Annotated in this window: 23 protein-coding genes; 11 read left to right on the plus strand and 12 right to left on the minus strand. The window is 42.7% G+C overall.

Going from position 1 to position 22,214, the window contains the following annotated elements:
• Nucleotides 1–291 precede the first annotated feature (291 nt).
• Nucleotides 292–825 carry a gamma carbonic anhydrase family protein gene (locus ACRCA4_RS10195; protein ID WP_433187827.1) on the plus strand — a complete coding sequence of 178 codons (534 nt, stop codon included), beginning with the start codon at nt 292–294 and terminating at the stop codon, nt 823–825.
• Here the strand turns inward: ACRCA4_RS10195 and ACRCA4_RS10200 are convergent.
• The gene (locus ACRCA4_RS10200) at nt 822–1,058 is read right to left on the minus strand and encodes a DUF1488 family protein (RefSeq protein ID WP_433187830.1); all 237 of its coding nucleotides are present in this window, start codon (nt 1,056–1,058) and stop codon (nt 822–824) included. The genes ACRCA4_RS10195 and ACRCA4_RS10200 overlap by 4 nt on opposite strands.
• Before the next feature lie 8 nt (nt 1,059–1,066).
• On the minus strand, nt 1,067–1,888 hold the full coding sequence (aroE, locus tag ACRCA4_RS10205) for a shikimate dehydrogenase (RefSeq protein ID WP_433187833.1): 822 nt from the start codon (nt 1,886–1,888) through the stop codon (nt 1,067–1,069).
• A gap of 23 nt (nt 1,889–1,911) precedes the next feature.
• Between aroE and ACRCA4_RS10210 the strand changes: the two genes are divergently transcribed.
• On the plus strand, nt 1,912–2,337 hold the full coding sequence (locus ACRCA4_RS10210) for a group II truncated hemoglobin (RefSeq protein WP_433187836.1): 426 nt from the start codon (nt 1,912–1,914) through the stop codon (nt 2,335–2,337).
• Here the strand turns inward: ACRCA4_RS10210 and hemF are convergent.
• Complete coding sequence (gene hemF, locus ACRCA4_RS10215) at nt 2,327–3,259, minus strand: oxygen-dependent coproporphyrinogen oxidase (protein WP_433187839.1); 933 nt, start codon at nt 3,257–3,259, stop codon at nt 2,327–2,329. The genes ACRCA4_RS10210 and hemF overlap by 11 nt on opposite strands.
• Before the next feature lies 1 nt (nt 3,260).
• A complete protein-coding gene (locus ACRCA4_RS10220; protein WP_433187842.1) occupies nt 3,261–3,815 on the minus strand; it encodes a Sua5/YciO/YrdC/YwlC family protein in 555 nt (184 codons plus the stop codon).
• A 120-nt stretch (nt 3,816–3,935) separates the two neighbouring features.
• Here ACRCA4_RS10220 and purE point away from each other — a divergent pair, with 120 nt between their 5' ends.
• Complete coding sequence (purE, locus tag ACRCA4_RS10225) at nt 3,936–4,427, plus strand: 5-(carboxyamino)imidazole ribonucleotide mutase (protein WP_433187845.1); 492 nt, start codon at nt 3,936–3,938, stop codon at nt 4,425–4,427.
• Nucleotides 4,424–5,554, plus strand: a complete 1,131-nt coding sequence (locus tag ACRCA4_RS10230) for a 5-(carboxyamino)imidazole ribonucleotide synthase (RefSeq protein WP_433187848.1) — start codon at nt 4,424–4,426, stop codon at nt 5,552–5,554. Before purE ends, ACRCA4_RS10230 begins: the two co-directional genes overlap by 4 nt.
• Nucleotides 5,555–5,574: 20 nt before the next feature.
• Here the strand turns inward: ACRCA4_RS10230 and ACRCA4_RS10235 are convergent, their stop codons facing one another.
• The 4 genes from ACRCA4_RS10235 to ACRCA4_RS10250 are packed head-to-tail and all read right to left on the minus strand — an operon-like array spanning nt 5,575 to nt 8,832.
• Nucleotides 5,575–6,114, minus strand: coding sequence for a topoisomerase DNA-binding C4 zinc finger domain-containing protein (locus ACRCA4_RS10235; protein WP_433187851.1), 540 nt, complete (start codon nt 6,112–6,114; stop codon nt 5,575–5,577).
• Between the two features lie 15 nt (nt 6,115–6,129).
• On the minus strand, nt 6,130–6,603 hold the full coding sequence (locus tag ACRCA4_RS10240) for a DUF494 family protein (protein ID WP_433187853.1): 474 nt from the start codon (nt 6,601–6,603) through the stop codon (nt 6,130–6,132).
• A 2-nt stretch (nt 6,604–6,605) separates the two neighbouring features.
• Entirely contained in the window at nt 6,606–7,697 is a 1,092-nt protein-coding gene (gene dprA / locus ACRCA4_RS10245) for a DNA-processing protein DprA (RefSeq protein WP_433187856.1), read from the minus strand.
• A gap of 25 nt (nt 7,698–7,722) precedes the next feature.
• Nucleotides 7,723–8,832, minus strand: a complete 1,110-nt coding sequence (locus tag ACRCA4_RS10250) for a LysM peptidoglycan-binding domain-containing protein (RefSeq protein ID WP_433187859.1) — start codon at nt 8,830–8,832, stop codon at nt 7,723–7,725.
• Between the two features lie 122 nt (nt 8,833–8,954).
• Here ACRCA4_RS10250 and def point away from each other — a divergent pair, with 122 nt between their 5' ends.
• Genes def through trkA form a run of 4 tightly spaced genes read left to right on the plus strand, consistent with a single transcriptional unit; the run spans nt 8,955 to nt 13,143 of the window.
• Nucleotides 8,955–9,470 (plus strand): peptide deformylase, encoded by a 516-nt coding sequence (gene def, locus ACRCA4_RS10255; protein WP_433187861.1) that lies wholly within the window; start codon nt 8,955–8,957, stop codon nt 9,468–9,470.
• Nucleotides 9,471–9,482: 12 nt separating this feature from the next.
• Nucleotides 9,483–10,454, plus strand: a complete 972-nt coding sequence (fmt, locus tag ACRCA4_RS10260) for a methionyl-tRNA formyltransferase (RefSeq protein ID WP_433187864.1) — start codon at nt 9,483–9,485, stop codon at nt 10,452–10,454.
• Nucleotides 10,451–11,758, plus strand: coding sequence for a 16S rRNA (cytosine(967)-C(5))-methyltransferase RsmB (rsmB, locus tag ACRCA4_RS10265; RefSeq protein WP_433187867.1), 1,308 nt, complete (start codon nt 10,451–10,453; stop codon nt 11,756–11,758). Before fmt ends, rsmB begins: the two co-directional genes overlap by 4 nt.
• Nucleotides 11,759–11,766: 8 nt before the next feature.
• Nucleotides 11,767–13,143, plus strand: a complete 1,377-nt coding sequence (gene trkA / locus ACRCA4_RS10270) for a Trk system potassium transporter TrkA (RefSeq protein ID WP_433187870.1) — start codon at nt 11,767–11,769, stop codon at nt 13,141–13,143.
• Here the strand turns inward: trkA and ACRCA4_RS10275 are convergent.
• Genes ACRCA4_RS10275 through ACRCA4_RS10285 form a run of 3 tightly spaced genes read right to left on the minus strand, consistent with a single transcriptional unit; the run spans nt 13,140 to nt 17,898 of the window.
• Entirely contained in the window at nt 13,140–14,591 is a 1,452-nt protein-coding gene (locus ACRCA4_RS10275) for a TrkH family potassium uptake protein (protein ID WP_433187872.1), read from the minus strand. The two genes, trkA and ACRCA4_RS10275, sit on opposite strands and share 4 nt — an antisense overlap.
• Before the next feature lie 21 nt (nt 14,592–14,612).
• Nucleotides 14,613–15,938, minus strand: a complete 1,326-nt coding sequence (pepQ, locus tag ACRCA4_RS10280; RefSeq protein ID WP_433187874.1) for a Xaa-Pro dipeptidase — start codon at nt 15,936–15,938, stop codon at nt 14,613–14,615.
• Nucleotides 15,939–15,984: 46 nt separating this feature from the next.
• Nucleotides 15,985–17,898, minus strand: a complete 1,914-nt coding sequence (locus ACRCA4_RS10285; protein WP_433187877.1) for a transglycosylase SLT domain-containing protein — start codon at nt 17,896–17,898, stop codon at nt 15,985–15,987.
• Between the two features lie 185 nt (nt 17,899–18,083).
• On the opposite strand from ACRCA4_RS10285, the gene fadB reads away from it, so the two are divergent.
• The 3 genes from fadB (at nt 18,084) to tusA (ending at nt 21,748) form a co-directional block, all read left to right on the plus strand.
• Nucleotides 18,084–20,237 (plus strand): fatty acid oxidation complex subunit alpha FadB, encoded by a 2,154-nt coding sequence (fadB, locus tag ACRCA4_RS10290; protein WP_433187880.1) that lies wholly within the window; start codon nt 18,084–18,086, stop codon nt 20,235–20,237.
• Nucleotides 20,238–20,253: 16 nt separating this feature from the next.
• Nucleotides 20,254–21,417 (plus strand): acetyl-CoA C-acyltransferase FadA, encoded by a 1,164-nt coding sequence (gene fadA / locus ACRCA4_RS10295; protein WP_433187883.1) that lies wholly within the window; start codon nt 20,254–20,256, stop codon nt 21,415–21,417.
• 82 nt (nt 21,418–21,499) lie between these two features.
• Nucleotides 21,500–21,748, plus strand: a complete 249-nt coding sequence (gene tusA, locus ACRCA4_RS10300; protein WP_433187886.1) for a sulfurtransferase TusA — start codon at nt 21,500–21,502, stop codon at nt 21,746–21,748.
• Nucleotides 21,749–21,762: 14 nt separating this feature from the next.
• Here the strand turns inward: tusA and ACRCA4_RS10305 are convergent, their stop codons facing one another.
• A complete protein-coding gene (locus ACRCA4_RS10305; RefSeq protein ID WP_433187888.1) occupies nt 21,763–22,056 on the minus strand; it encodes an excalibur calcium-binding domain-containing protein in 294 nt (97 codons plus the stop codon).
• Nucleotides 22,057–22,214 lie beyond the last annotated feature (158 nt).

Consider the following 22,214-nt stretch of genomic DNA (forward strand, 5'->3'; position numbering starts at 1 on the left):
TTTTCCCGTTTCGAGCCGTTTAAACCAGCTTCGAAGCGAGGGCGCCATTTTAGAGATTTAACTCTGTGTGTCAAGCGTCTTTTTAAAAGAATGCTGACTCACTTTCTAAACCCTTCCGAGCTACCTTACTGCGTATCCCCGTTGGCATGGCGCGCATTATAGAGCCTTTTAATTGATGCGCAAGCGCTTATTACAGAAAAATGACAAACTTTGTTTCGTTCGCATAAAGTTTCTACAATCCGCGCTTTTTTACAGCGTTTACTGCATAATATCTCAGCATTGGAGGATTTTATGACGATACGAGCCTATAAAGGTATTTTACCTACCCTTGGTAAAGCAGTTTATATAGATGAGTCAGCAGTTTTAGTTGGCAATATAGAATTAGCAGATGATGTGAGCATTTGGCCGTTAGTGGCTGCACGCGGTGATGTTAATATTATGCGGATTGGTGCCCGTACTAATATTCAAGATGGTACAGTTTTACATTTGTCTAGACCTAGCCCTGGGAAACCTGAAGGCTCCGCACTTATTATAGGTGAAGATGTCACTGTTGGTCATAAGGCTATGTTGCATGGTTGTACTCTTGGTAACCGTATTCTCGTGGGTATGGGTGCCATTGTTATGGATGATGTCGTAGTAGAAGATGATGTTATCATTGGTGCAGGCAGTTTGGTGCCACCCGGTAAACGCCTACAAAGCGGTTATTTATATGTGGGCAGCCCTGCTAAACAAGCGCGGCCTCTTAATGCTGCTGAAATTGCTTTTCTTACTGAGTCTGCTGCAAATTACGTTATTTTAAAAGATGAATATTTATCAGAGGCTTAAAGCCAAATTTCTCCCGCACTATTATAAGCGTCGTCGGCAATGGCCTGCTCGGCGCTATCTTCCCAACTAAAGGCTTGCTGTATAACTTCAGCCAGTGCAAGTTCATGAGAGCGATCCTCAGCAACGCCTATATAACAAGTTACTTTTAACCCTGAGACTAAACAGCTAAAGGTTATTGCTTGTCTAGCTTGGTTATAAGCAAAGTCATTATTAAAAATTAATTGTTGATTCATGCAGCCTGCTATTTTGTTGTTGTTAGTTGTTTTGCTAATAAGCTTAACACTGGTGTGATCTCGGGTCTTTTGCCGCGCCAAATATAAAATGACTCAGCGGCCTGTGCCACTAACATGCCTAACCCATCAGCTTGCTGCTCTGCCCCATGTTGTTTAGCCCAAGCTAAAAAAGCTGTTGGTTTGCCAGCATATAACATGTCGTAAGCTAGCTGACAGTAACGCATATGTTTAGCTTCAAGTTTTGGCCGCTCTCCCGTTAAACCTGCAGAGGTAGCATTAATAATAATGTTATAGCTAATTTCAGGAATTTGTTGTAAATCTGTAGCTTGCACTTGCGAGCTAAAGCTAGCCGCTATTGCTTGGGCTTTGTTTAGCGTGCGATTAGCAATAACTATTTGCCTTACGCCGGCTTGTAATAAAGGCCCTATTACGCCTCTGGTTGCCCCTCCAGCACCTACAATTAAAATACGGCTATTAGCTAAGCTTTGGCCTAAGCGCTGTAAATCCATGACTAAACCTATTCCATCGGTATTATCGCCACAGACTTTACCTTTGCTATCTATATAGAGGGTATTTACTGCTTGTGCTTGTTTAGCTCGCTCGGTTAAGTGCTCGGCTAATTGATAAGCTTGTTGTTTAAAGGGAACGGTTACATTAGCTCCTTTACCACCCTGAGTAACAAATTCGCGCCAGCTGTCGGCAAACTTATTTACCGGTGCTAGAATGGCCTCGTATTGCAGTGGCTCCTGTAACGCTAGAGCAAACTGTGCGTGTATAAAAGGCGACCACGAGTGGCCTATCGGATTGCCAAAAACAGCATAACGGTCCAAATTAGATGCCTATTAAAAAGTTAATGAACAGAATATTTAAAGCTAACACAAAAAACAGCTCCCTTCCTACGCCTGAACGCACACCTTATGACATTATGGGTGGTGAAGCTCAGGTTAAGTTATTAGCTAACCGCTTCTATGACATTATGGAAACAGCCCCTGAGGCAGCCGAGCTTTATGCCATTCATCCTTTGCCTTTAGATGCCATTCGCGAGAAGTTTTTTCAGTTTTTATCTGGCTGGTTAGGTGGCCCACCGCTTTTCGAGCAACAATACGGCCACCCTCGCTTACGGGCTCGCCATATGCCTTTTGCTGTTACTGAGCAGCTACGTGATCAATGGATGTTCTGTATGGATAAAGCCTTAGAAGAAGTCGTTGAACATAAACTGCTTCGCCAAGGCTTAAGTCATTCATTTGGTCAACTCGCCAGCCATATGATTAATCGTTAAGGTTTAACCAGTCTTGTGGCTGTAAATAACGTTGATACAACAAAGCTTCTGGGCTATCTGGTTCAGGGGTATAGCCATACTCCCACCGGACTAAAGGTGGCATTGACATAAGAATTGACTCAGTACGGCCTCCGCTTTGTAGTCCAAACAGCGTGCCTCGGTCATAAACTAAGTTAAACTCAACATAACGACCGCGCCGATATAACTGAAACTGACGCTCGTGCTCAGCGTAGGCGGTATCTTTACGCTTTTCTACAATAGGTAAATAAGCTGAAGTAAAGGCTTCGCCAACTGAGCGCATTAAGGCAAAGCTTTGCTCAAAGCCTAAATGATTTAAATCATCAAAAAACAAGCCACCGACTCCGCGTGTTTCTTGCCGATGTTTTAAATAGAAATAATCATCACACCATTTTTTATAGTCTGGATAAAAGTTAACGCCAAAAGGATCAACTGCTGCTTTGGCAGCTTGGTGCCAGTGCACCACATCTTCTTCAAATGGATAAAAAGGTGTTAAATCAAAGCCACCACCGAACCACCATATAGGCGCCGAGCCAGGTTTCTCGGCAATAAAGAAGCGGACATTGGCATGGGTTGTCGGCACATAAGGATTATGCGGGTGAATAACTAAAGACACACCACAAGCATGAAAACTACAACCTGCTAATTCAGGGCGGTGAGCCGTTGCAGATGCTGGCATATTAGCCCCATAAACATGAGAGTAATTCACCCCAGCTTGCTCGAAAACATGGCCACCTGTCAACACTCGACTCTTACCTCCGCCCCCACCAGGACGTTGCCATGCATCCTCAACAAACTTAGCATTACCATCAGCCTGCTCTAGTGCTTGGCAGATATTATCTTGTAATTTTAATAAGAATTGCTGTACGAGGTGTAAATGCGTGTGGTCTTGACTCGAGGTCATGTTAACTCCTTACAATAGCGCCTGTGAGTGCATTACGGATCTGGCTGGGCTGTTCAGCTCCACCTAGATCACCCGGCATGATAGCAGAAAGGTGCTGAGAAAGTTGCTCTACAAGCAGCTGGGCATCTGTGATTGCTGGTTGTCCCGATAAATTAGCGCTAGTAGAGACAATAGGTTTACCAAAAGCTAAGCAAAGTTGCTGCACTACAGGATGGGCGCTTACTCTTACGGCTATGCTATCAAATTTCCCCGTGATCCACGCCGGCGCTGCATCACTAGCAGGTAGCACCCAGCTAACATGGCCAGGCCAGCTAGCTAAAATTTGCTGCCGCATTTTTTTAGGAATAGCTTGATCGTCAACATAAGGTAGTAATTGATTATAATTAGCCGCAACAAGAATTAACCCCTTTTCGACGGGTCTTTGTTTAATCTTTAGTAAGGCTTTAACCGCTATCTCGCTATCAGGATCACAGCCTAAACCAAAAACAGCTTCGGTAGGATATGCAATAACACCGTCTTGCTGTAAAGCTTGTAATACTTGGTTTAAATTTGACATAGTGCCAATTTACCTTATCGATTTTTGTGCAAATAGCACAGTTAAAATGTTATTCAGTAGCGCAAGCGGTTATAATAACGTCTTCACGCACTTTGTTCATCACTAAAAAAGGAAACAACAATGCAAGTTGGAATCATAATGGGCTCTACTTCTGATTGGCCAACCATGAAACATGCCGCTGAAATGCTGGATACGTTTGGCATCGCCTATGAAACCAAAGTTGTTTCTGCTCACCGCACTCCTCAATTATTAGCCGACTATGCAAGTTCTGCAGCAGGGCGCGGTATTAAAGTTATTATTGCCGGTGCTGGCGGTGCTGCACACCTACCAGGTATGGCTGCCGCTTTTACTAGCTTACCGGTACTTGGTGTTCCTGTGCAGTCAAAAGCATTAAAAGGGTTAGATTCATTACTATCTATAGTGCAGATGCCAAAGGGTGTTGCCGTAGGGACTTTAGCCATTGGTGACCCAGGTGCCGCTAACGCCGGTTTATTAGCAGCCCAAATTCTTGCGACGAATAATCCAGATTTAATGTTAAAAATTGATGCCTTTCGCGCCAAGCAAACCGAAACTGTTTTAAGCCAGCCAGATCCATCTAAGGTAGCGCTATGAAAATATTAGTATTAGGCGCCGGTCAGCTAGCCAGAATGATGGCTTTAGCTGGCACGCCATTAAACTTACAAATTAATGCATATGATGTGAATACTGACACTATTGTCGATGCTATAAGTCAACAAGCTATTGGCCGTGGTTTGGCCACAGCTATTGCTGATGCAGATATTATTACCGCAGAGTTTGAACATATCCCGCTGCCTATATTAGAGCAATGCCAACAAAGTGGTAAGTTTTTGCCTGGCGCTGAAGCAATTAAAGCCGGCGGTGATAGGCGTATTGAAAAGCAATTACTAGACAATGCTGGGGTAAAATCAGCCGAGTACGCCATTGTTAATACAGAAGCCCAGTTTAAACAAGCTATTACAGATTTGGGCTTACCTTTAGTATTTAAAAGTGCCTTAGCCGGGTATGACGGTAAAGGCCAGTGGCGTTTAAAAACGACAGAGCAAGCGGCTGTATTATGGCAGGAAATAGCCGACTTCTTAGCGGCGGATCCTAAACAAGCGATAGTGGCAGAAAAGTTTGTTCCATTCCAACGCGAAGTCTCACTCATTGGTGCTCGCGACGCTAACGGCAATATTAGCGTTTACCCGTTAACGGAAAACCACCATGTTAATGGCGTTTTAAGTACCTCTGTTATTGCAGAAGCTACAACGGCCTTGCAGCAGCAAGCAGAGCAAGTTTTCACTAAACTGGCTAATAGCTTAAATTATGTCGGCGTGTTGGCTATAGAGTTCTTTGAGGTTAACCAGCAGCTTTTGGTAAACGAAATAGCGCCTCGAGTGCATAACTCTGGCCATTGGACCCAACAAGGTGCTGACGTCTGTCAGTTTCAGTTGCATTTACGCGCTATTTGCGGTTTACCACTGGGTAGCACAGATCTGATCCGGCCAACACTCATGATTAATATTCTAGGTGAAGACTCTCTGCCAAACGAGATATTAGCGATTTCAGGCTTACAGCTACATTGGTATGGTAAAAGCAAACGTCCAGGTAGAAAGATGGGCCATATTAATTTATCAGCAGTCAATAAAACCGAACTTAAGCATAAGTTTAATCAGTTAATAGACTTATTGCCTGCTGCGGCCTTTCCACAGTTAACAACCATGCTAGAACAGCTATAACCATCAGCAATGCCGGCAGCTTAGTCTGCCGGTTGCTTTTGCCCACAGCGCTTATCCGCACAATAAAAAGCAGCCTTACGCTGAACTAATAAGTTAAATCCACAGCTCACGCACTTACCTGCACAGGGTTTATCATTAACTAAAAACTTACACTGCGGGTAACCATCACAACCATAAAAGGTTTTGCCATATTTGCTTAAGCGTTCTGTTATTTCACCCGTTTTACATTTTGGGCAACTCAATTTTTGTTGGTCTTTATCGGCTTCGTGCTGCGACACAATAAAGTGACAGTCTGGGTAACTGCTACAACCAATAAACATGCCATAACGGCCATTTTTTACCGCTAAGGGTGCAGAACACTCTGGGCAGGGCTCGGTTTCTAAAAGCTTAACTAACGTAGTTTCATGTTGATGTAGCGCTTTAATATAATCGCATTCAGGGTAACTGCTGCAACCTAGAAAAGCGCCATTTTTTCCGGAACGAATAACTAAGGGTTGCTGACATTTAGGGCAAAACTGCTTGCGCTCTTCGAACGAAAATAAATTAGCCGTCTCTGTCATAACGCTTTAATCCAATTAATGCAGCAACCCCTCTGGTTGTTCAAAAATAAGTTCCTCCATTTGTGTATAGGCCGACTCATGGCCAGGAACGTTAAATAACACCATTAGCACCACCCACTTTAAGTCTTCAAGGCTGATGCTGTGACTATCTAAGTCCATCACCCGATCAATAACCATTTCGCGGGTGGTTACATCTAATACATTTATTTGCTCTAAAAATAATAAAAAGCCTTGTCCCTGCACATCTATTTTCTGCAGCTCTTGTTGGCTAAATATCCGTGTAGAACCACTGATGCTATGATCAATATAAGGTTTAACATCACTTTGCTGTAAAGCAGACAAGTGATCTAGCCATTTTAGGGCTTTAAAAATATCATCATCATGAAATCCAGCTTTGCTTAACTCTTTAGTTAATTCAGCATGATTAACATAAATATCAGATTCATTATGAATATAGTTTTCGAACAGATAAACGAGGATATCAAACATACTTAGGCACTCCTCACTCTGATATAGCCACCAGGAACGGTGGCAACTTCACCGGCAAGCTCAAGCTCTAATAAGGCAATGGTTGCCTCAGTAACGGCCAAACCTGAACGCTCAGCAATGGTATCTATTGCGGTAACATCATCACCTACGTTAGCCAACAACGACATTGTAAACAAGTCTGTATTGCAATTTTTTGACTCTGTTGGCTCATTTTTTGTGCAAATGCTAGTTAAAAAGCTGCGCTCTTCTAATATATCGGCCGGACAAGTGACAAGTTTAGCGCCTTGTTGGATTAATAAATGGCACCCTGCACTTTGCGGATTATAAATATTGCCAGGTACCGCAAACACATCACGACTATATTCAGCTGCTAAATTAGCACTAATTAATGAGCCGCTTTTTAATGCAGCTTCAACCACTATAGTGCCTATACTTAAACCAACTACAATGCGATTACGCTGTGGGAAATACTTAGGTAAAGGCGCAACTTGTGGAAAATACTCCGACACTAATGCTCCTTGGCCAGCAATATGTTCAGCTAAGCTTTTATTTGCAGCAGGATAAATTTGATCTAAACCGTGGCCCAAAACAGCAATAGTAATGCCTGATGCTTGTAAGGCGCCTTTGTGGCTTTCTGTGTCTATACCTCTGGCCATGCCACTTGTTATTACATAGCCTTGCTGAGTTAGCTCTGCAGCAAAGTCTTGGGCAATTCTGCGCCCCGTTGGTGTAGGTTGCCGGCTACCAACCATAGCAAGTTGCTGTTGCGATAATACTTGCGGATTCCCTTTAACAAATAAGAGCAGTGGCGGTTGTTTAGTTTGCTTCAGTAAGACTGGGTAATCGGGGTGGTTATAAGGAATAATATGGTGATCTTCAGCTTGCTCTAACCAACGAAGCGCTAATTCAACTTTAGCCTCACTTTCATAAGCTAATAATTGCGCTTGGCGTGAGGTGAAACCAATATTTCTTAATGCGCTGGCTGGCAAGGCGACGAGTTCAGCCGCGGTAATATGCTCGCTTAGACGTTGGAACTTCAGGCCATCAAGGCCATGCACTGTGGCTAAAGCGAGCCAGTTGCGTAGATCCTTCATAGCAATCTGGCTCCATCTAGAATGATTATAAGTTTGAGATTAAATCTCCAACCCGCACTGGGCTACTATTTTTAGTTACAATAGCGAAACTCGTACGCTCTGCTACCTTAAATACCATTAGCTCACCGACCTTTTCCCTTGGTAATTGAATACTGTTATCACCAAAGTTGCGCATTGCTTTTTGTAACTTATTGCCATCTTCAATATAAACTGGACCGTCTTTACCATCAAAGACAACAGGTGAGTTACGGTAAATGCCTAACATATGACCAGCTGTTAATTCGTGTAAAGAACCACGATTTAGCACGACGATATCCCATTTAGAAAATTCTCTTAAGTCAGAAGTAGTATCAATAATTAAACCTTCAATATCAAAAGTAGGTTTTGTCATGATAAAGAATGCTGGTAATGATTGCCCTTCAAGCGCAGGCATTACTTTATCGCCTTGTTTAATTTCGCGCTTAACGCTCAACACATTTAATGACGCAGCCTCAAGTGGCTTATCTTCTGTTGCGGCACGACCACTACGAAATGCACGGGCGGTTGCGACTAACTTAGTTTCATAACCTAGTATTAAATCGGTTTCTGGGTCAATGTAAGGCTTACCTTTACGGTAAACACCATATGATGCACCAGCATCTAATACACCTTTAACATAGATAATATGGTTATTCGTTGAGTTTTTCACATTAGCATTTGAACCCAAAACATAAGGTAACGCGTTAATACGTTCTTCTGTTAATGCTTGTTCAAAGGTCAAATATGGACGAATCATACTTAAAGGTAAGGTACTAATCGCATTATCACCTTTTAAGGTTTTGCGACTTGTAGGCGATAGCCTTTTAACATTTTCGTTAATAGCCAAACGAGGTCGGCCTTGAGCGTCATACGTTAAGGTTAAGGTATCACCTGGGTAAATAAGATGCGGATTATCTATTTGTGGGTTCATCTGCCACAATTGCGGCCATAACCAAGGCTCGGTTAAGTATAGGGCAGAAATATCCCACAGTGTATCTCCCTTCTTCACCACATAGCTTTGTGGTGCGTCTTCACGAATTGTAAGTACATCAGCTTGTGCTACAAAAAAGCCACTAACTAGTAAAAAAGTTAAAATTATTGCAATTTTTTTCAGCATGCCTGCATCCTTGAGCTCTTTTAGTTGTAATTGTTGCACACTATACTGTTAATACAGCGGATTAATGGCTAAAATTAAAACATAACACAATCCTTGAAACAAAGCATATTTTTGTAGGTACTATGGCCGTTTTAAATGTTTTACATTATCCAGATGACCGGTTGCGGACAATCGCTAAGCCGGTAGAAAAAATCACGAGCGAAATCAAGACACTAGTAGCAGACATGATTGAAACCATGTATGACGAGAATGGCATTGGTTTAGCAGCAACTCAAGTTAATGCTCATTTGCGTATTGTCGTTATCGACATTTCAGAAGAACGTAATGAACCAATGGTATTCATAAACCCTGAACTAAGCGCACTAAATGGTAAAACAAGCTACGAAGAAGGGTGTTTATCTGTTCCGCAAAACTATGCCTTAGTTGATCGCGCAGAAACAGTAACAGTAAAAGCTCAAGATGTAGAGGGCAATTGGTTTACCCTAGATGCTGATGGACTACTGGCAATCTGCTTGCAGCATGAACTAGATCATTTAGTCGGTAAATTATTTATTGATTATTTATCGCCGTTGAAGCGCGACCGTATTCGTAAAAAATTAGAAAAAGAAGCCAAAATGGCACAACGCCACGCGTTGTAATCAGGAAATACTGTGAGTCAATCGTTACGAATTATTTTTGCCGGTACGCCGGATTTTGCCGCGCGCCATTTACAGGCGCTTATTGACAGCCAACATCAAGTTATAGCCGTCTACTCCCAACCCGACAGGCCAGCAGGGCGAGGCCAGCAATTGCAACCTAGCGCAGTAAAACAACTTGCCTTAGAACACAATTTGCCGGTGTATCAGCCTAGCTCACTTAAAACTAGCGAAGCTCAAGCAGAGTTAGCTAGTCTAGATGCCGATATTATGATAGTGGTAGCCTATGGTTTGTTATTACCACAAACTGTTTTAGATACGCCTAAGCTAGGGTGTTTAAATGTACATGGCTCAATTTTACCACGTTGGCGGGGTGCAGCCCCTATTCAACGTGCCATTTGGGCCGGCGATACTGAAACGGGTGTCACGATTATGCAAATGGATGCCGGATTAGATACTGGGGCTATGTTAGCGGTTAGCCGCTGCCCTATTTCGAATAGCGACACTAGTGCTTCTTTATACGACACCCTTGCCCTACTTGGCCCAGCCGCTTTAATTGATACGTTAAATAACTTAACCAGCCAACAGCATCAAGCGGTTAAACAAGACAACAATTTAGCCACCTATGCCCATAAATTAAGTAAAGACGAAGCCGAGCTTGATTTTACTAAAACGGCACAACAGTTAGATCGTGAAATCCGGGCCTTTAATCCTTGGCCGGTAAGCTATATTAAATTACAGCAAGGCACGGTCAAAGTGTGGCAAGCAAGCCCAGAACCACTAACAACCGCTGCCAGCCCAGGTCAAATACTAGCCGCTGACAAACAGGGCATTCGTATTGCCTGCCAAGATAGCGTACTTAATATTACTCAGTTACAGCCGCCTGGCAAAAAAGCCATGTCCGCCGCAGACTTTCTCAATGGCCGAGCCGATTGGTTAGCGTTAAATAGCATCATTAAATCTAGCCACACTGAGAAAGCATTATGAGCCAAAGTGTGCGCGTTTTAGCGGCTCAATGTTGCTTTGATATTATTGATAATGGCCTCTCCATGTCAGAAGCCTTACCTCGAGCCCAAGCAAAGCTAAGTAACGATTTAGATAAAGCACTACTGCAAGAAATATGTTTTGGAGTTATGCGCTATCTGCCGCAACTAGAAGCAGCCACTAGCCAATTAATGGTTAAGCCACTGGTAAAGCAGCTAAGGCCACTGCAGTTTTTGTTGTATGTGGGTATTTACCAACTTAAATTTATGCGCATACCTGATCACGCCGCTATTAGTGAAACCGTAGAAGCAGCACGAGCTTTAAAAGGCCAGTCGCTAACAAAACTTATTAATGCCGTGCTGCGTAATGTGCAGCGTCATCCTGGTATTTTTGATTTTAACGATGCAGTAGATGCAGTACGTTTTAATCATCCGGGCTGGTTAATTAAACAATTACAACAAGCTTATCCAGAGCAATGGCAAGATATTTTATTAGCAAACCAGCACAAAGCACCACTTTGGCTACGCGTTAATGCCAACGTTATCTCTGCTGCAGACTATAGCGCGGCTTTAACCGCTGAAGATATTGAACACCAGCAACCCATAGCTGCTATGCCTACTGCAATTGTGCTTAAGCAGGCTCAAGATGTTAGCCAATTACCGGGTTACGATTTAGGTTGGTTTTCAGTACAAGACGCAGCGGCTCAATATGCTGCAACCTTACTTGATGTCAAAAATAATCACCTAATTTTAGATGCCTGTTGTGCCCCTGGTGGTAAAACTTGCCATATAGCCGAACTGGCCCCAGGTGCTAAAATAACCGCATTAGATAAAGAGCCTAAACGCTTAACCAGGGTTCACGAAAACTTAGCGCGGTTAAACTTAAAAGCAACCGTTATTGCGGCTGATGCGGCACAGCCAGACACTTGGTGGCAAGGGCAGCAATTTGATCGTATCTTATTAGATGTGCCCTGCTCGGCAACTGGCGTTATTCGCCGTCATCCGGATATTCGTTGGTTAAGAAAAAATAACGATATTCCAACCTTAGTCGCCCTGCAACAGCAAATATTACAACACTGCTGGCCATTACTCGCACCCGGTGGTCGTTTACTCTATGCTACGTGTAGTGTTTTACCTGCAGAAAATCAGCAACAAATCAGCGATTTTTTAGCACAACACCCTGATGCCCGTTTAGAGCCTATTCAACATCAACCGGATAGCACAACTATAGGTTGGCAAATACTGCCAAATGAACAACAACTAGACGGTTTTTACTATGCACTGTTAGTTAAAGACAGCAAGGATTAGCAAAAACTATGAAGATTATCATCTTAGGTGCTGGTGAAGTTGGCGCAACCCTAGCCGAAAACTTAGTCGGCGAACAAAATGACATTACGGTTGTTGACGTTAACGCCGACAAATTACGCTCATTACAAGATCGCTATGACTTACAGGTTGTTCATGGTCATAGCTCGCATCCCGACATCCTCAAGCAAGCAGGTGCTGAAGATGCCGATATGATTGTCGCGGTAACAAACAGTGATGAAGTTAATATTGTTGCTTGCCAAGTCGCTTATACTTTGTATAACACGCCAGTAAAAATAGCCCGGATTCGTGCGACCCAATACCTTAAATATCGCGAACAGCTCTTTAATAAAGATGATATGCCAGTAGATCACTTTATTGCACCTGAAGCCTTAGTTACTAATTATATTCGCCGTTTAATTGATTACCCAGGTGCATTACAAGTTGTTGAATTTGCAGAAGGCAAAGTAAGTTTAGTCGCGGTTAAAGCGTATTATGGTGGATTACTCGTTGGCCATGCATTATCTACCTTAAAAGAGCATATGCCTAACATTGATGCTCGTGTTGCAACAATTTACCGTAACGGCAATGCGATTAGACCCCTTGGCACCACCATAATTGAAGCTGATGACGAAGTTTTCTTTATTGCAGCCACTAAGCATATTCGTGCGGTTATGAGCGAACTACAAAAGCTAGAGCGTAATTATCGGCGCATTATGATTGCCGGTGGCGGTAATATCGGCTTTGGTTTAGCGCGTGCCCTTGAAGATACCCATAGCGTAAAACTTATAGAACGCGGTAAAGAGCGAGCAGAGTTTCTCTCTAGCGCTTTAGATAGCACCCGCGTTTATGTGGGTGATGCCTCAGATCCCGAGCTGCTTGAAGAAGAAAATATTGAGCAAATGGACGTATTTATTGCTGTTACTAATGATGACGAAGCCAATATTATGTCGGCCATGTTAGCCAAGCGGATGGGCGCACAAAAAACCATGGTACTGATTAAGCGCAGTGCTTATGTTGACTTATTGCAAGGTGGCGAAGTAGATATAGCAGTATCACCCCAGCAAGCTACTATATCCGCACTACTTACCCATATTCGTCGTGGCGATATTGTTAATGTTTACGCATTGCGCAGAGGTGCTGCCGAAGCCATGGAAGCTATAGCACGAGGCGATAGCAGCAGTAGTAAGGTAGTTGGTAAAGCCATAGGTAAATTAAAACTTCCGCCTGGCACCACTATCGGCGCTATTGTTCGCGGAGATGAAGTATTAATTGCTAAAAACAGCACTGTAATAGAAAGTAATGATCACGTTATTCTATTTATGGTAGATAAAAAACATATCGCTGAAGTAGAAAAGCTATTCCAAGTCAGCGCTATTTTTATTTAATCTTTCCAGAATGTTGGCGTGAACAATACTAATAAGGTAAATATTTCTAAACGACCAAACACCATCGCCGTTATTAGCAACCACTTACTCATATCTGGGACATCACCATAATGTGCAGCCGCTGCGCCTAATGCCGGTCCCAGATTATTTAAACAAGCCGCTGTGGCAGTAAAAGCCGTAACACTATCTAGTCCTGTCGCCATTAACAACAGCATAATAACAACAAACACTAATGCATAAGCCGCAAAAAAGCCCCAAATAGCCTCTACAACTCTATCTGGTACAGCACGACGGCCTAATTTAATGGCATACACAGCTCTGGGGTGAATTAAGCGGTTTAGCTCACGCTTACCTTGTAAAAACAACAACACTACCCGAACCACTTTTAAGCCGCCACCGGTGGAACCAGCACAACCACCGACAAAGCTGAAAAAGATTAATAAGATAGGTAAAAATAACGGCCAAGCCGAAAAATTATCGGTGGCAAAGCCTGCTGTTGTCGAAATAGAGACCGCTTGAAAACTTGCATGGTTTAAGGCTTCAGAAGCAGAGCTATAGGTATTTGTTTTTAACAGCACCATAAAGCAAATAAAAATAATGGCCGCTTGTAGCAATAAAAAAGCTTTAAACTCGGGATCGCGAAAATAGACACTAACACTTTTACCGCGCATAGCAGCAAAATGTAATGGAAAGTTAATGGCACTTATTAATAGAAAAACCATACAAATGGTATTAATTACTGGGCTTTGAAAATAGCCCATACTGGCATCATAAGTAGAAAAACCGCCAATAGCGATAGTGGCAAAAGCATGACAAATTGCATCAAATACATTCATTCCTGCGGCATAAAAAGCCACTGTACAAGCCAGAGTTAAAGCTAAATAAATATACCAAAGATGCTTAGCGGTATCGGCTATACGAGGCGTCATTTTATTATCTTTAACTGGCCCAGGCGTTTCTGCGCGATATAACTGCATACCACCCACACCTAACATAGGTAAAATAGCCACAGCTAACACAATAATTCCCATACCACCTAGCCATTGCAGCTGAGCACGATAATACAAAATTGCCTTGGGCAAGAATTCAATGCCGGTTAGTACCGTAGCACCTGTGGTAGTTAAGCCTGAAAAGGCTTCAAACATAGCACTGGCTAAACTCAAGCTAGGATTTGACGCTAACATAAAGGGGATAGCGCCAACAGCACCTAACACCACCCAAAACAGGGCCACTATTAAGAAACCATCGCGCACTTTTAATTCAGCACGATGCTTTCGATGCGGATACCAAATAGTAAAGCCAATAGACAAACAAAGTAAAAAAGACAATAAAAAAGGTACGCCAGCACCGTCGTTATACCCTAGTGCAACAAAGGCAGGTGGGATCATAGTGATACTGAAGATTGCGATTAGCAACCCCAGGATCCGAATTATAGAGCGGTACTGCATACCTAGTGGCGTCCTTCAGACTTAGTCCAGTTTTAGCTCGCGCGTCATATTTTCATTGCGCTCACGGTGAACAATTATATTGTCTTCAATGCGAATACCGCCATATTGACGGAACTGATCTATTTTTTGCCAATTGATATATTTATTGGCATCAGTTTCAGCTAAATCTGCCAATAAACTATCTATAAAGTATAAACCTGGCTCTATAGTAAATACCATATTGGCTTCTATTGCTCGGGTACAGCGCAGGTAAGGATGCCCTTCAGGTGCGGCAACACTCGTGCCCCGCTCATCAGCCATAAAGCCACCTACATCATGTACTTGTAGCCCTAAATGATGACCTAAACCATGCGGAAAGAAACTACGCGTAATTTGCTTTTCTAGAATGCTTTCAGGCGCTAATTTGACAAAATCAAACTGATTTAGTATTTCAGCGATATACCGATGACAGTTTACATGTAAATCACCATATTTAGCGCCAGGCTTAAGCTGCTCAATTAATGCTAACTGCGCCTGATTAACGGCACTAATTAATTCAGCAAATTCATTTTTACGCTCGCCACTATAGGTACGCGTAATATCAGCAGCATAACCATTAAACGACGCGCCAGCATCAATTAAAAAGGAATGACGCTGATCTGGAACTCGCCGCTCTAAACCAGTGTAGTGTAAAATGGCTGCATTACGGTTAAGCGCAACAATATTACCATAAGGCACTTCATTTTCTGTTTGTTCTACTGCTGCTAAATATGCCTGCTGAATATCAAACTCACTGCCACCGGCAAAAAATGCACTTTTTGCCGCTTTATGGCCACTAACCGCAAGCTTATTAGCTATGCGCAAACAAGCTAATTCATAAGGTGTTTTATAAACACGGTGATAGTGTAAGTAGTTTAGCACTGGTTCTGGGTTTATTTCGCTAAAACCAAGTGCTTGCGCAACTTCAATATACTCGCCAATGTAAGCTAAATTAGCCTTATCATAAGGCAGCAGGGTTTCAACACTTTCTGCTTTTTCTAATAACTGAATATCAAATTGTTCAGCCCAATAGCCATTAGGTTCATCTGGTACTTTATGCCAAAAATCTTTTGGACGATAGAAAATTAATTTTGGTTTATTTACACCATCAACAATCAACCAGCAGTGGGGATTATCAACTACCGGCAACCAAGCTTTAAACTGAGGATTAACAAAAAAGGGATAATCCATATCATCTAAAAATCTGCGCTTAGTTTGTCCTGAGTGAATAACTAGAGCATCTAGGTTTTCTCGCGCCAATAATTGTTGTACCCGCTGCTGTAATTCAGCAATATGCGCTGGGTATAGCGCTTGATAAGAAAGTGTCATAAATGTCTGACCCTATTGACTAAAAAACATCCGACGCATCATAGCATTAATCTACTATGACCCCAATCTGCATTGTTAATAACGGTTCAAATACATCATTATTAGCATTCAGGCGAATATTATATATTTGATAATACGCCATCACAGCTTTTACATATTCCCGCGTTTCACGATATGGAATTGTTTCAATCCAAATATCAGCCGGTAATGCGTAATCTTTGGGTATCCACTGCTTTACTCGGCTATATCCTGCATTATAGGCTGCGGTCGCCATTAGTAAATTACCATCATTGCGCTGCAATAAATAATTTAAGTAATCAGTGCCATAATCAATATTGAGTATTGGATCATTCAATTGTGTTACCGAGACCGCTTTTTTAGCCACTTCTTTTGCTGTTGCCGGCATTAATTGCATTAAACCTTGTGCACCAACGGGTGAGCGCGCATCCGCCATAAATGAACTTTCACGCCTCGCTATCGCCATCGCCCAGCCAGAATCCACTTTAGCCTTTGTCGCACCAAGGTTTATTTCATCTTGATACGCTAATGGAAAGCGCAATTCAATATCGTCCCAATAACCTACATCTGCTAATGAAAATATGGCTCTGTCATACCATTGCAGCTGATGAGCAAGCTTGGCTGAAACGAGTTTTTGTTGCTCTGTTGCATTGTTTTGTAGGTAGTTCCACTCCCGGCGCGCTTCAGTATTGCGCTTAAGGGCTAACCACTCCTGAGCACGACGTACTGCGGGATGCTTTTTTAATTGCTGAATTTCTGTATCGCTAACCGTTACAGGTGCATGGGCTAAGCTTGGCGGCAAGCCTAGCTTTGCTGCTGCCATAAAGCCATAGAAATGGCGCTGTAATGCTAGCTGTTGGAATATCTCGTTAGCTTTTTCAGGCATAGCTTGCTGTTCATAAGCTCGTGCTAACCAATATTGCCAACGGTTATTAGCGGCTAAATCCGCTGGAAAAGCTTCAATAGTTGCCTGCACTTTTGGCCAGTCTAGCTCTAATAATAAGCTACCAACCTGCCACTGGGCTAAAGTGTTATCTAATAATTCAGCGGGTAACTGTTTAAACCAATCGCTGGCACGCTCATCCCCTCTATTCGCTAATGCTATAGCAAATTGGCGCTGAACATCTACACGCTGAGCAGCAGTAAAATAAGGATCATTGATAAACTTCTGCCAGGTGGCAATGGCCTTATCAGCATCGCGCCAAATTAAGCGCTTTAAACCATAAGCTAAGATGTCACGCTCTTGCGGCTTTTTTAAAGTGAAAAATTTAGCACGAGCAATAGCGCTTGGGTTATATCGTGTTTGCCGATACATATCGGCTAAATATTGCTGCTCTTTAGGTAATAAGGTTTTAAGATAGCGAATTAAACTTGCATCGCCCCCTTCTGCCGCTAAACGCAAACGTTGCCAAACAATCTCTGGTGTTTGCTGCCCTGCATCTCGCCAAACGGTAAATAGCGCATCACACGCCTTAGGTTGCGACTTACCCACCGTCCATAACTTTGTAACCTTAGGCCAAATCTCTGCTTTATCAGCATTAGGCTGGGCTAACTCGAACCGTAATTGGTAACATTCTAATTCGGCATCTGCAGAGCCATGATAATTGGCTAAAAATAATTGTGTTTGCTTACGCTTTGCTAAGCTTAATAACCACTCTTTTCTTAACGGCCAATCCATAGGTGAGTTTTTATACTGCTGTAAAAAGTCAGCAATGCGTTGATCTGCAGTAAGGTGTTGCTTTAAACGCTCAAACTCAAGATAAGGCTGTAAAGGATAATCAGCAAATTTTTTCAGCGTTGCTTGAGCATCAGCATAGCGCATACTGCCTATAGTAAGTTCAGCTTGGCTAAACTCTGATCGCAACGTATTTTCTTCAGCTAAACTATAACTTGTTACTGATACACTTAAACAAAAACTAAAAAAATACAGAGCTCGTCTCACGATCTTACTCCCTAAATAACAAAAAAATTTAAATAACATCTATAGTTAACACTTATTGTTGCAAACAAATTCAAACACACGTTTAAATAGCAGTTGAAATTTTACTTAAAGCACGACACACTGGTTGTGAAACTCTCATCGTACCAGTTGCGACAATTCAACCTACGCGACCAAGGAGCACCGTTATGATTTACCAGAGTGACAACATTAGTGTTGTCTATATCAAACCTGGCATTGCCCGCTTTACTTTCAATGCTAAAGGCTCTGTCAATAAATTCGATCAGCAGACCTTAGCTGATTGTAAGTCAGCCTTAACCATACTGCACGCAGACAAAGCATTACAAGGTGTGATTTTTTCTAGTGAAAAAAATACCTTTATTGTTGGTGCCGATATTACCGAATTTTTATCTACCTTTTTGCAAGAAGAGGCTCAGTTAGTACCTTGGATTAAACAAGCCTCAGACATTTTTGATCTTGCTGAAGATTTACCTGTTCCGACTGTTTCTGCTATCAATGGTTTTGCTCTTGGTGGCGGCTGTGAGTGGGCACTCACTTCCGATTATCGTGTTGCAGATACTACGGCTCAAATTGGCTTACCTGAAGTAAAGCTAGGCTTAATGCCAGGCTTTGGCGGCACAGTTCGCTTGCCAAGATTAATTGGTGCCGACAACGCCTTAGAGTGGATAACCACAGGTAAACAATTTAAGGCCGAGCAAGCGCAAAAATTTGCTGCTGTTGATGCTGTTGTTGCCCCAGAAAAATTGCAAGATGCTGCGTTAAGTATGCTAGAAGATGCTATTGCCGGTAAACTTGATTGGCAAAAAAAGCGTCAAGCAAAGTTACAACCTTTAAAATTAAACAAAACTGAAGCGACCATGTGCTTTAGCACAGCAAAAGGCATGGTAATGGCAAAAGCAGGTAAACACTACCCTGCACCTATGGTCGCAGTGCAAACAATTGAAGCCGCAGCCGGCATGCACCGCGCTGAAGCTGTTGCATTAGAAAATGCTGGCTTTGCTAAACTCGCCAAAACTGATGCCGCAACCGCACAAATTGGCTTATTTTTAAATGACCAACTTATTAAAGGCAAAGCAAAAAAAGCCGCTAAAACAGCCACAAAAGCAGTGAAGTCTGCCGCTGTTATTGGCGCAGGCATTATGGGCGGTGGTATTGCTTATCAGTCGGCACTTAAAGGCGTGCCAGTGGTAATGAAAGACATTGCCGATAAAGCCCTAGATTTAGGCATGGCAGAAGCCACTAAACTGCTTACTAAACAAGTTGAACGCAACAAGCTAGATGTTCAGTCAATGGCTAAAGTCATTGCCTCTATTACCCCAACACTCAATAATGACGCTTTAAAAAATGCCGATATAGTGGTTGAAGCTGTAGTAGAAAACCCGAAAGTTAAAGGCGCAGTACTAAAAGAAGTAGAAGCGGTTATTGCTAATGATGCAATTTTAACCTCGAATACGTCTACTATTTCTATTAATGCCCTAGCCGCTAATTTAACCCGCCCAGAAAACTTCTGTGGCATGCACTTCTTTAACCCTGTCCATCGCATGCCTTTAGTAGAAGTTATTCGCGGTAAAGATACTAGCGATGAAACGGTAGCCGCCGTTGTTGCTTATGCTGCTAAAATGGGTAAATCACCTATCGTTGTTAACGACTGCCCAGGTTTTTTTGTTAATCGCGTTTTATTCCCCTATTTTGCCGGCTTTAGCAAATTAGTCTTAGACGGTGCCGATTTTACTCAAATAGATAAAGTGATGGAAAAGCAGTTTGGTTGGCCTATGGGTCCGGCTTACTTGCTTGACGTTGTTGGTTTAGATACCGCTTATCATTGTACAGACGTTATGGCTGATGGCTTCCCTACCCGGATGGCAAAATTAGCGAATGATCCGGTTAGCGCTATGTATCAAGCCGAGCGTTATGGCCAAAAGAATGGTTTAGGCTTTTATGCTTACAGTAAAGATAAAAAAGGCAGAACCAAAAAAGACATCGACAGTACAGCCGGTGCTTTATTAGCTAAGTGCACAACGAAACAACAAACCTTCTCTGCTGAAGACATTATTGCTCGCACTATGATCCCGATGATTAACGAAACAATTCGTTGCTTAGAAGAAGGTATTGTAGCAACTGCAGCCGAAGCTGACATGGGATTAATTTATGGCTTAGGCTTCCCGCCATTCCGTGGTGGCCCGCTACGCTATGCTGATACCCTAGGTTTAGCTAACTTTGTCGCCTTAGCCGATAGCTTTGCTCATTTAGGTGAAATATATCAGGTTACAGACAAAACCCGCGCTATGGCCGAAGCTGGCCAGCGTTTTTTCCCAGTTTAAGCGCAGGAGCAAAATAATGAATAACGCAGTTATAGTAGATTGTATTCGCACCCCTATGGGACGTTCTAAAAATGGCATGTACCGCAATGTGCGTGCCGAGCAGCTTTCAGCCCATATTATGGCGTCACTTATTGCCCGTAACCCTGCGCTTAAAGCAGAAGAAATAGATGATGTTATTTGGGGCTGTGTGCAGCAAACCTTAGAGCAGGGTTTTAATATTGCACGTAATGCCGCGCTACTTGCCGGAATTCCACACTCGGTGCCCGCTGTTACCATTAACCGTTTATGTGGCTCTTCTATGCAAGCGCTACATGATGCAGTTAAAGCAATTCAAACCGGTATGGGTGATGTTTATTTAATTGGTGGTGTTGAGCATATGGGCCATGTACCTATGACCCATGGTGTTGACTTCCACCCTGGTTTATCAACCTCAGTTGCCAAAGCCGCGGGTATGATGGGTTTAACCGCTGAGTTACTTGGTAAAATGCACGGCATTAGCCGTGAGCAACAAGACGAATTTGGCGCTCGCTCACATCGTTTAGCCCAACAAGCCAGTGTTGAAGGCCGCTTTGCTAACGAAATTGTGCCAACTGAAGGTCATGATGCCGACGGCGTATTAAAGCTAATGGAATACGATGAAGTTATCCGTCCTGAAACCACAGTTGAAGCCTTAAGCAACCTACGCCCTGTTTTCGACCCAGTAAACGGTACTGTCACCGCGGGTACGTCATCTGCATTATCAGACGGTGCTTCTGGCATGCTAGTTATGAGTGAAGACAAAGCTAAAGCTTTAGGTTTACCTATTCGTGCTTATATAAGAGGCATGGGTGTCGCAGGTTGTGATCCATCTATTATGGGCTATGGCCCAGTGCCTGCCTCTAAAAAAGCATTAAAAATGGCCGGCTTAAGCATTGCCGATATTGACTATGCCGAGCTAAACGAAGCCTTTGCTGCTCAAGCCTTACCGGTTATGAAAGACTTAGGTTTGCTAGAGGTGGCCGATCAAAAGGTTAACTTAAATGGTGGTGCTATTGCTTTAGGGCACCCGCTTGGTTGTTCGGGCTCACGCATAGCCACTACCCTTATAAACATTATGGAAGATAAGGGTGGTAAATATGGCTTAGCCACTATGTGTATTGGTTTAGGCCAAGGCATTGCAACAGTGTTTGAACGGCCTTAGTCTGGCAGCGAGCATTGTTATAGTTTACTATAAGGACCGTTTTACGGTCCTTTTTATTTTTTTGCTGAATATCGGAGTTATGATGGAGCAGTTATTTACCAGCGCAGATAAAACTTTAGATGCCTTAGGCATGCGTTGCCCTGAGCCTGTTATGATGATCCGATTAACCATTCGCAATATGCAACCTGGGCAAAGCTTATTAATAATTGCTGACGATCCTGCCACAACTCGAGACATTCCTGCTTTTTGCCGCTTTATGGATCATGAGCTTTTAGCCAGTGATACTAATGAACTACCATTTCGCTATCTCGTTAAAAAGGTGGCAAATTAACCGCCACTTTTGTTTTACCATCTAGAATCGTTTTCGCAAGGAATACCATCGTTATCCCCATCCATTTTGGTGTTAGGGCAATTTTCTAGGAAGAACTCGGCTTCAGCACGAGAAGTCATCTGACTACAATGCTGACGCCCATCACACCTATATTGTAACTTATTAGCAGTGTCTCGTGCTTTTTGTAGCGGAATTGAATAATCAGGAAAAACCTGTTCAACCGGCTCTACTACAGGTACCACTGTTTGCTTTTGATAATACTGCCAGCCACCAAAAGCAATAAGTGCAATAAATATTAGTTTTTTCAATTTTAACTTCCTTATTATCAACTTACCCTTCAGCAAAGAATACAGCAGACACTTATATTCTTAAACAATTAAAAAATTTGCTGATAATAATTTCTTACCGCGACAATTATATGTTTATATAGCTAACCCTTTGATCAAGCGCAATAGCTATAATTGTT

Source organism: Rheinheimera sp. WS51 (genome assembly GCF_050936095.1).
In the GTDB taxonomy this organism is placed as follows: Bacteria; Pseudomonadota; Gammaproteobacteria; order Enterobacterales; family Alteromonadaceae; genus Alishewanella.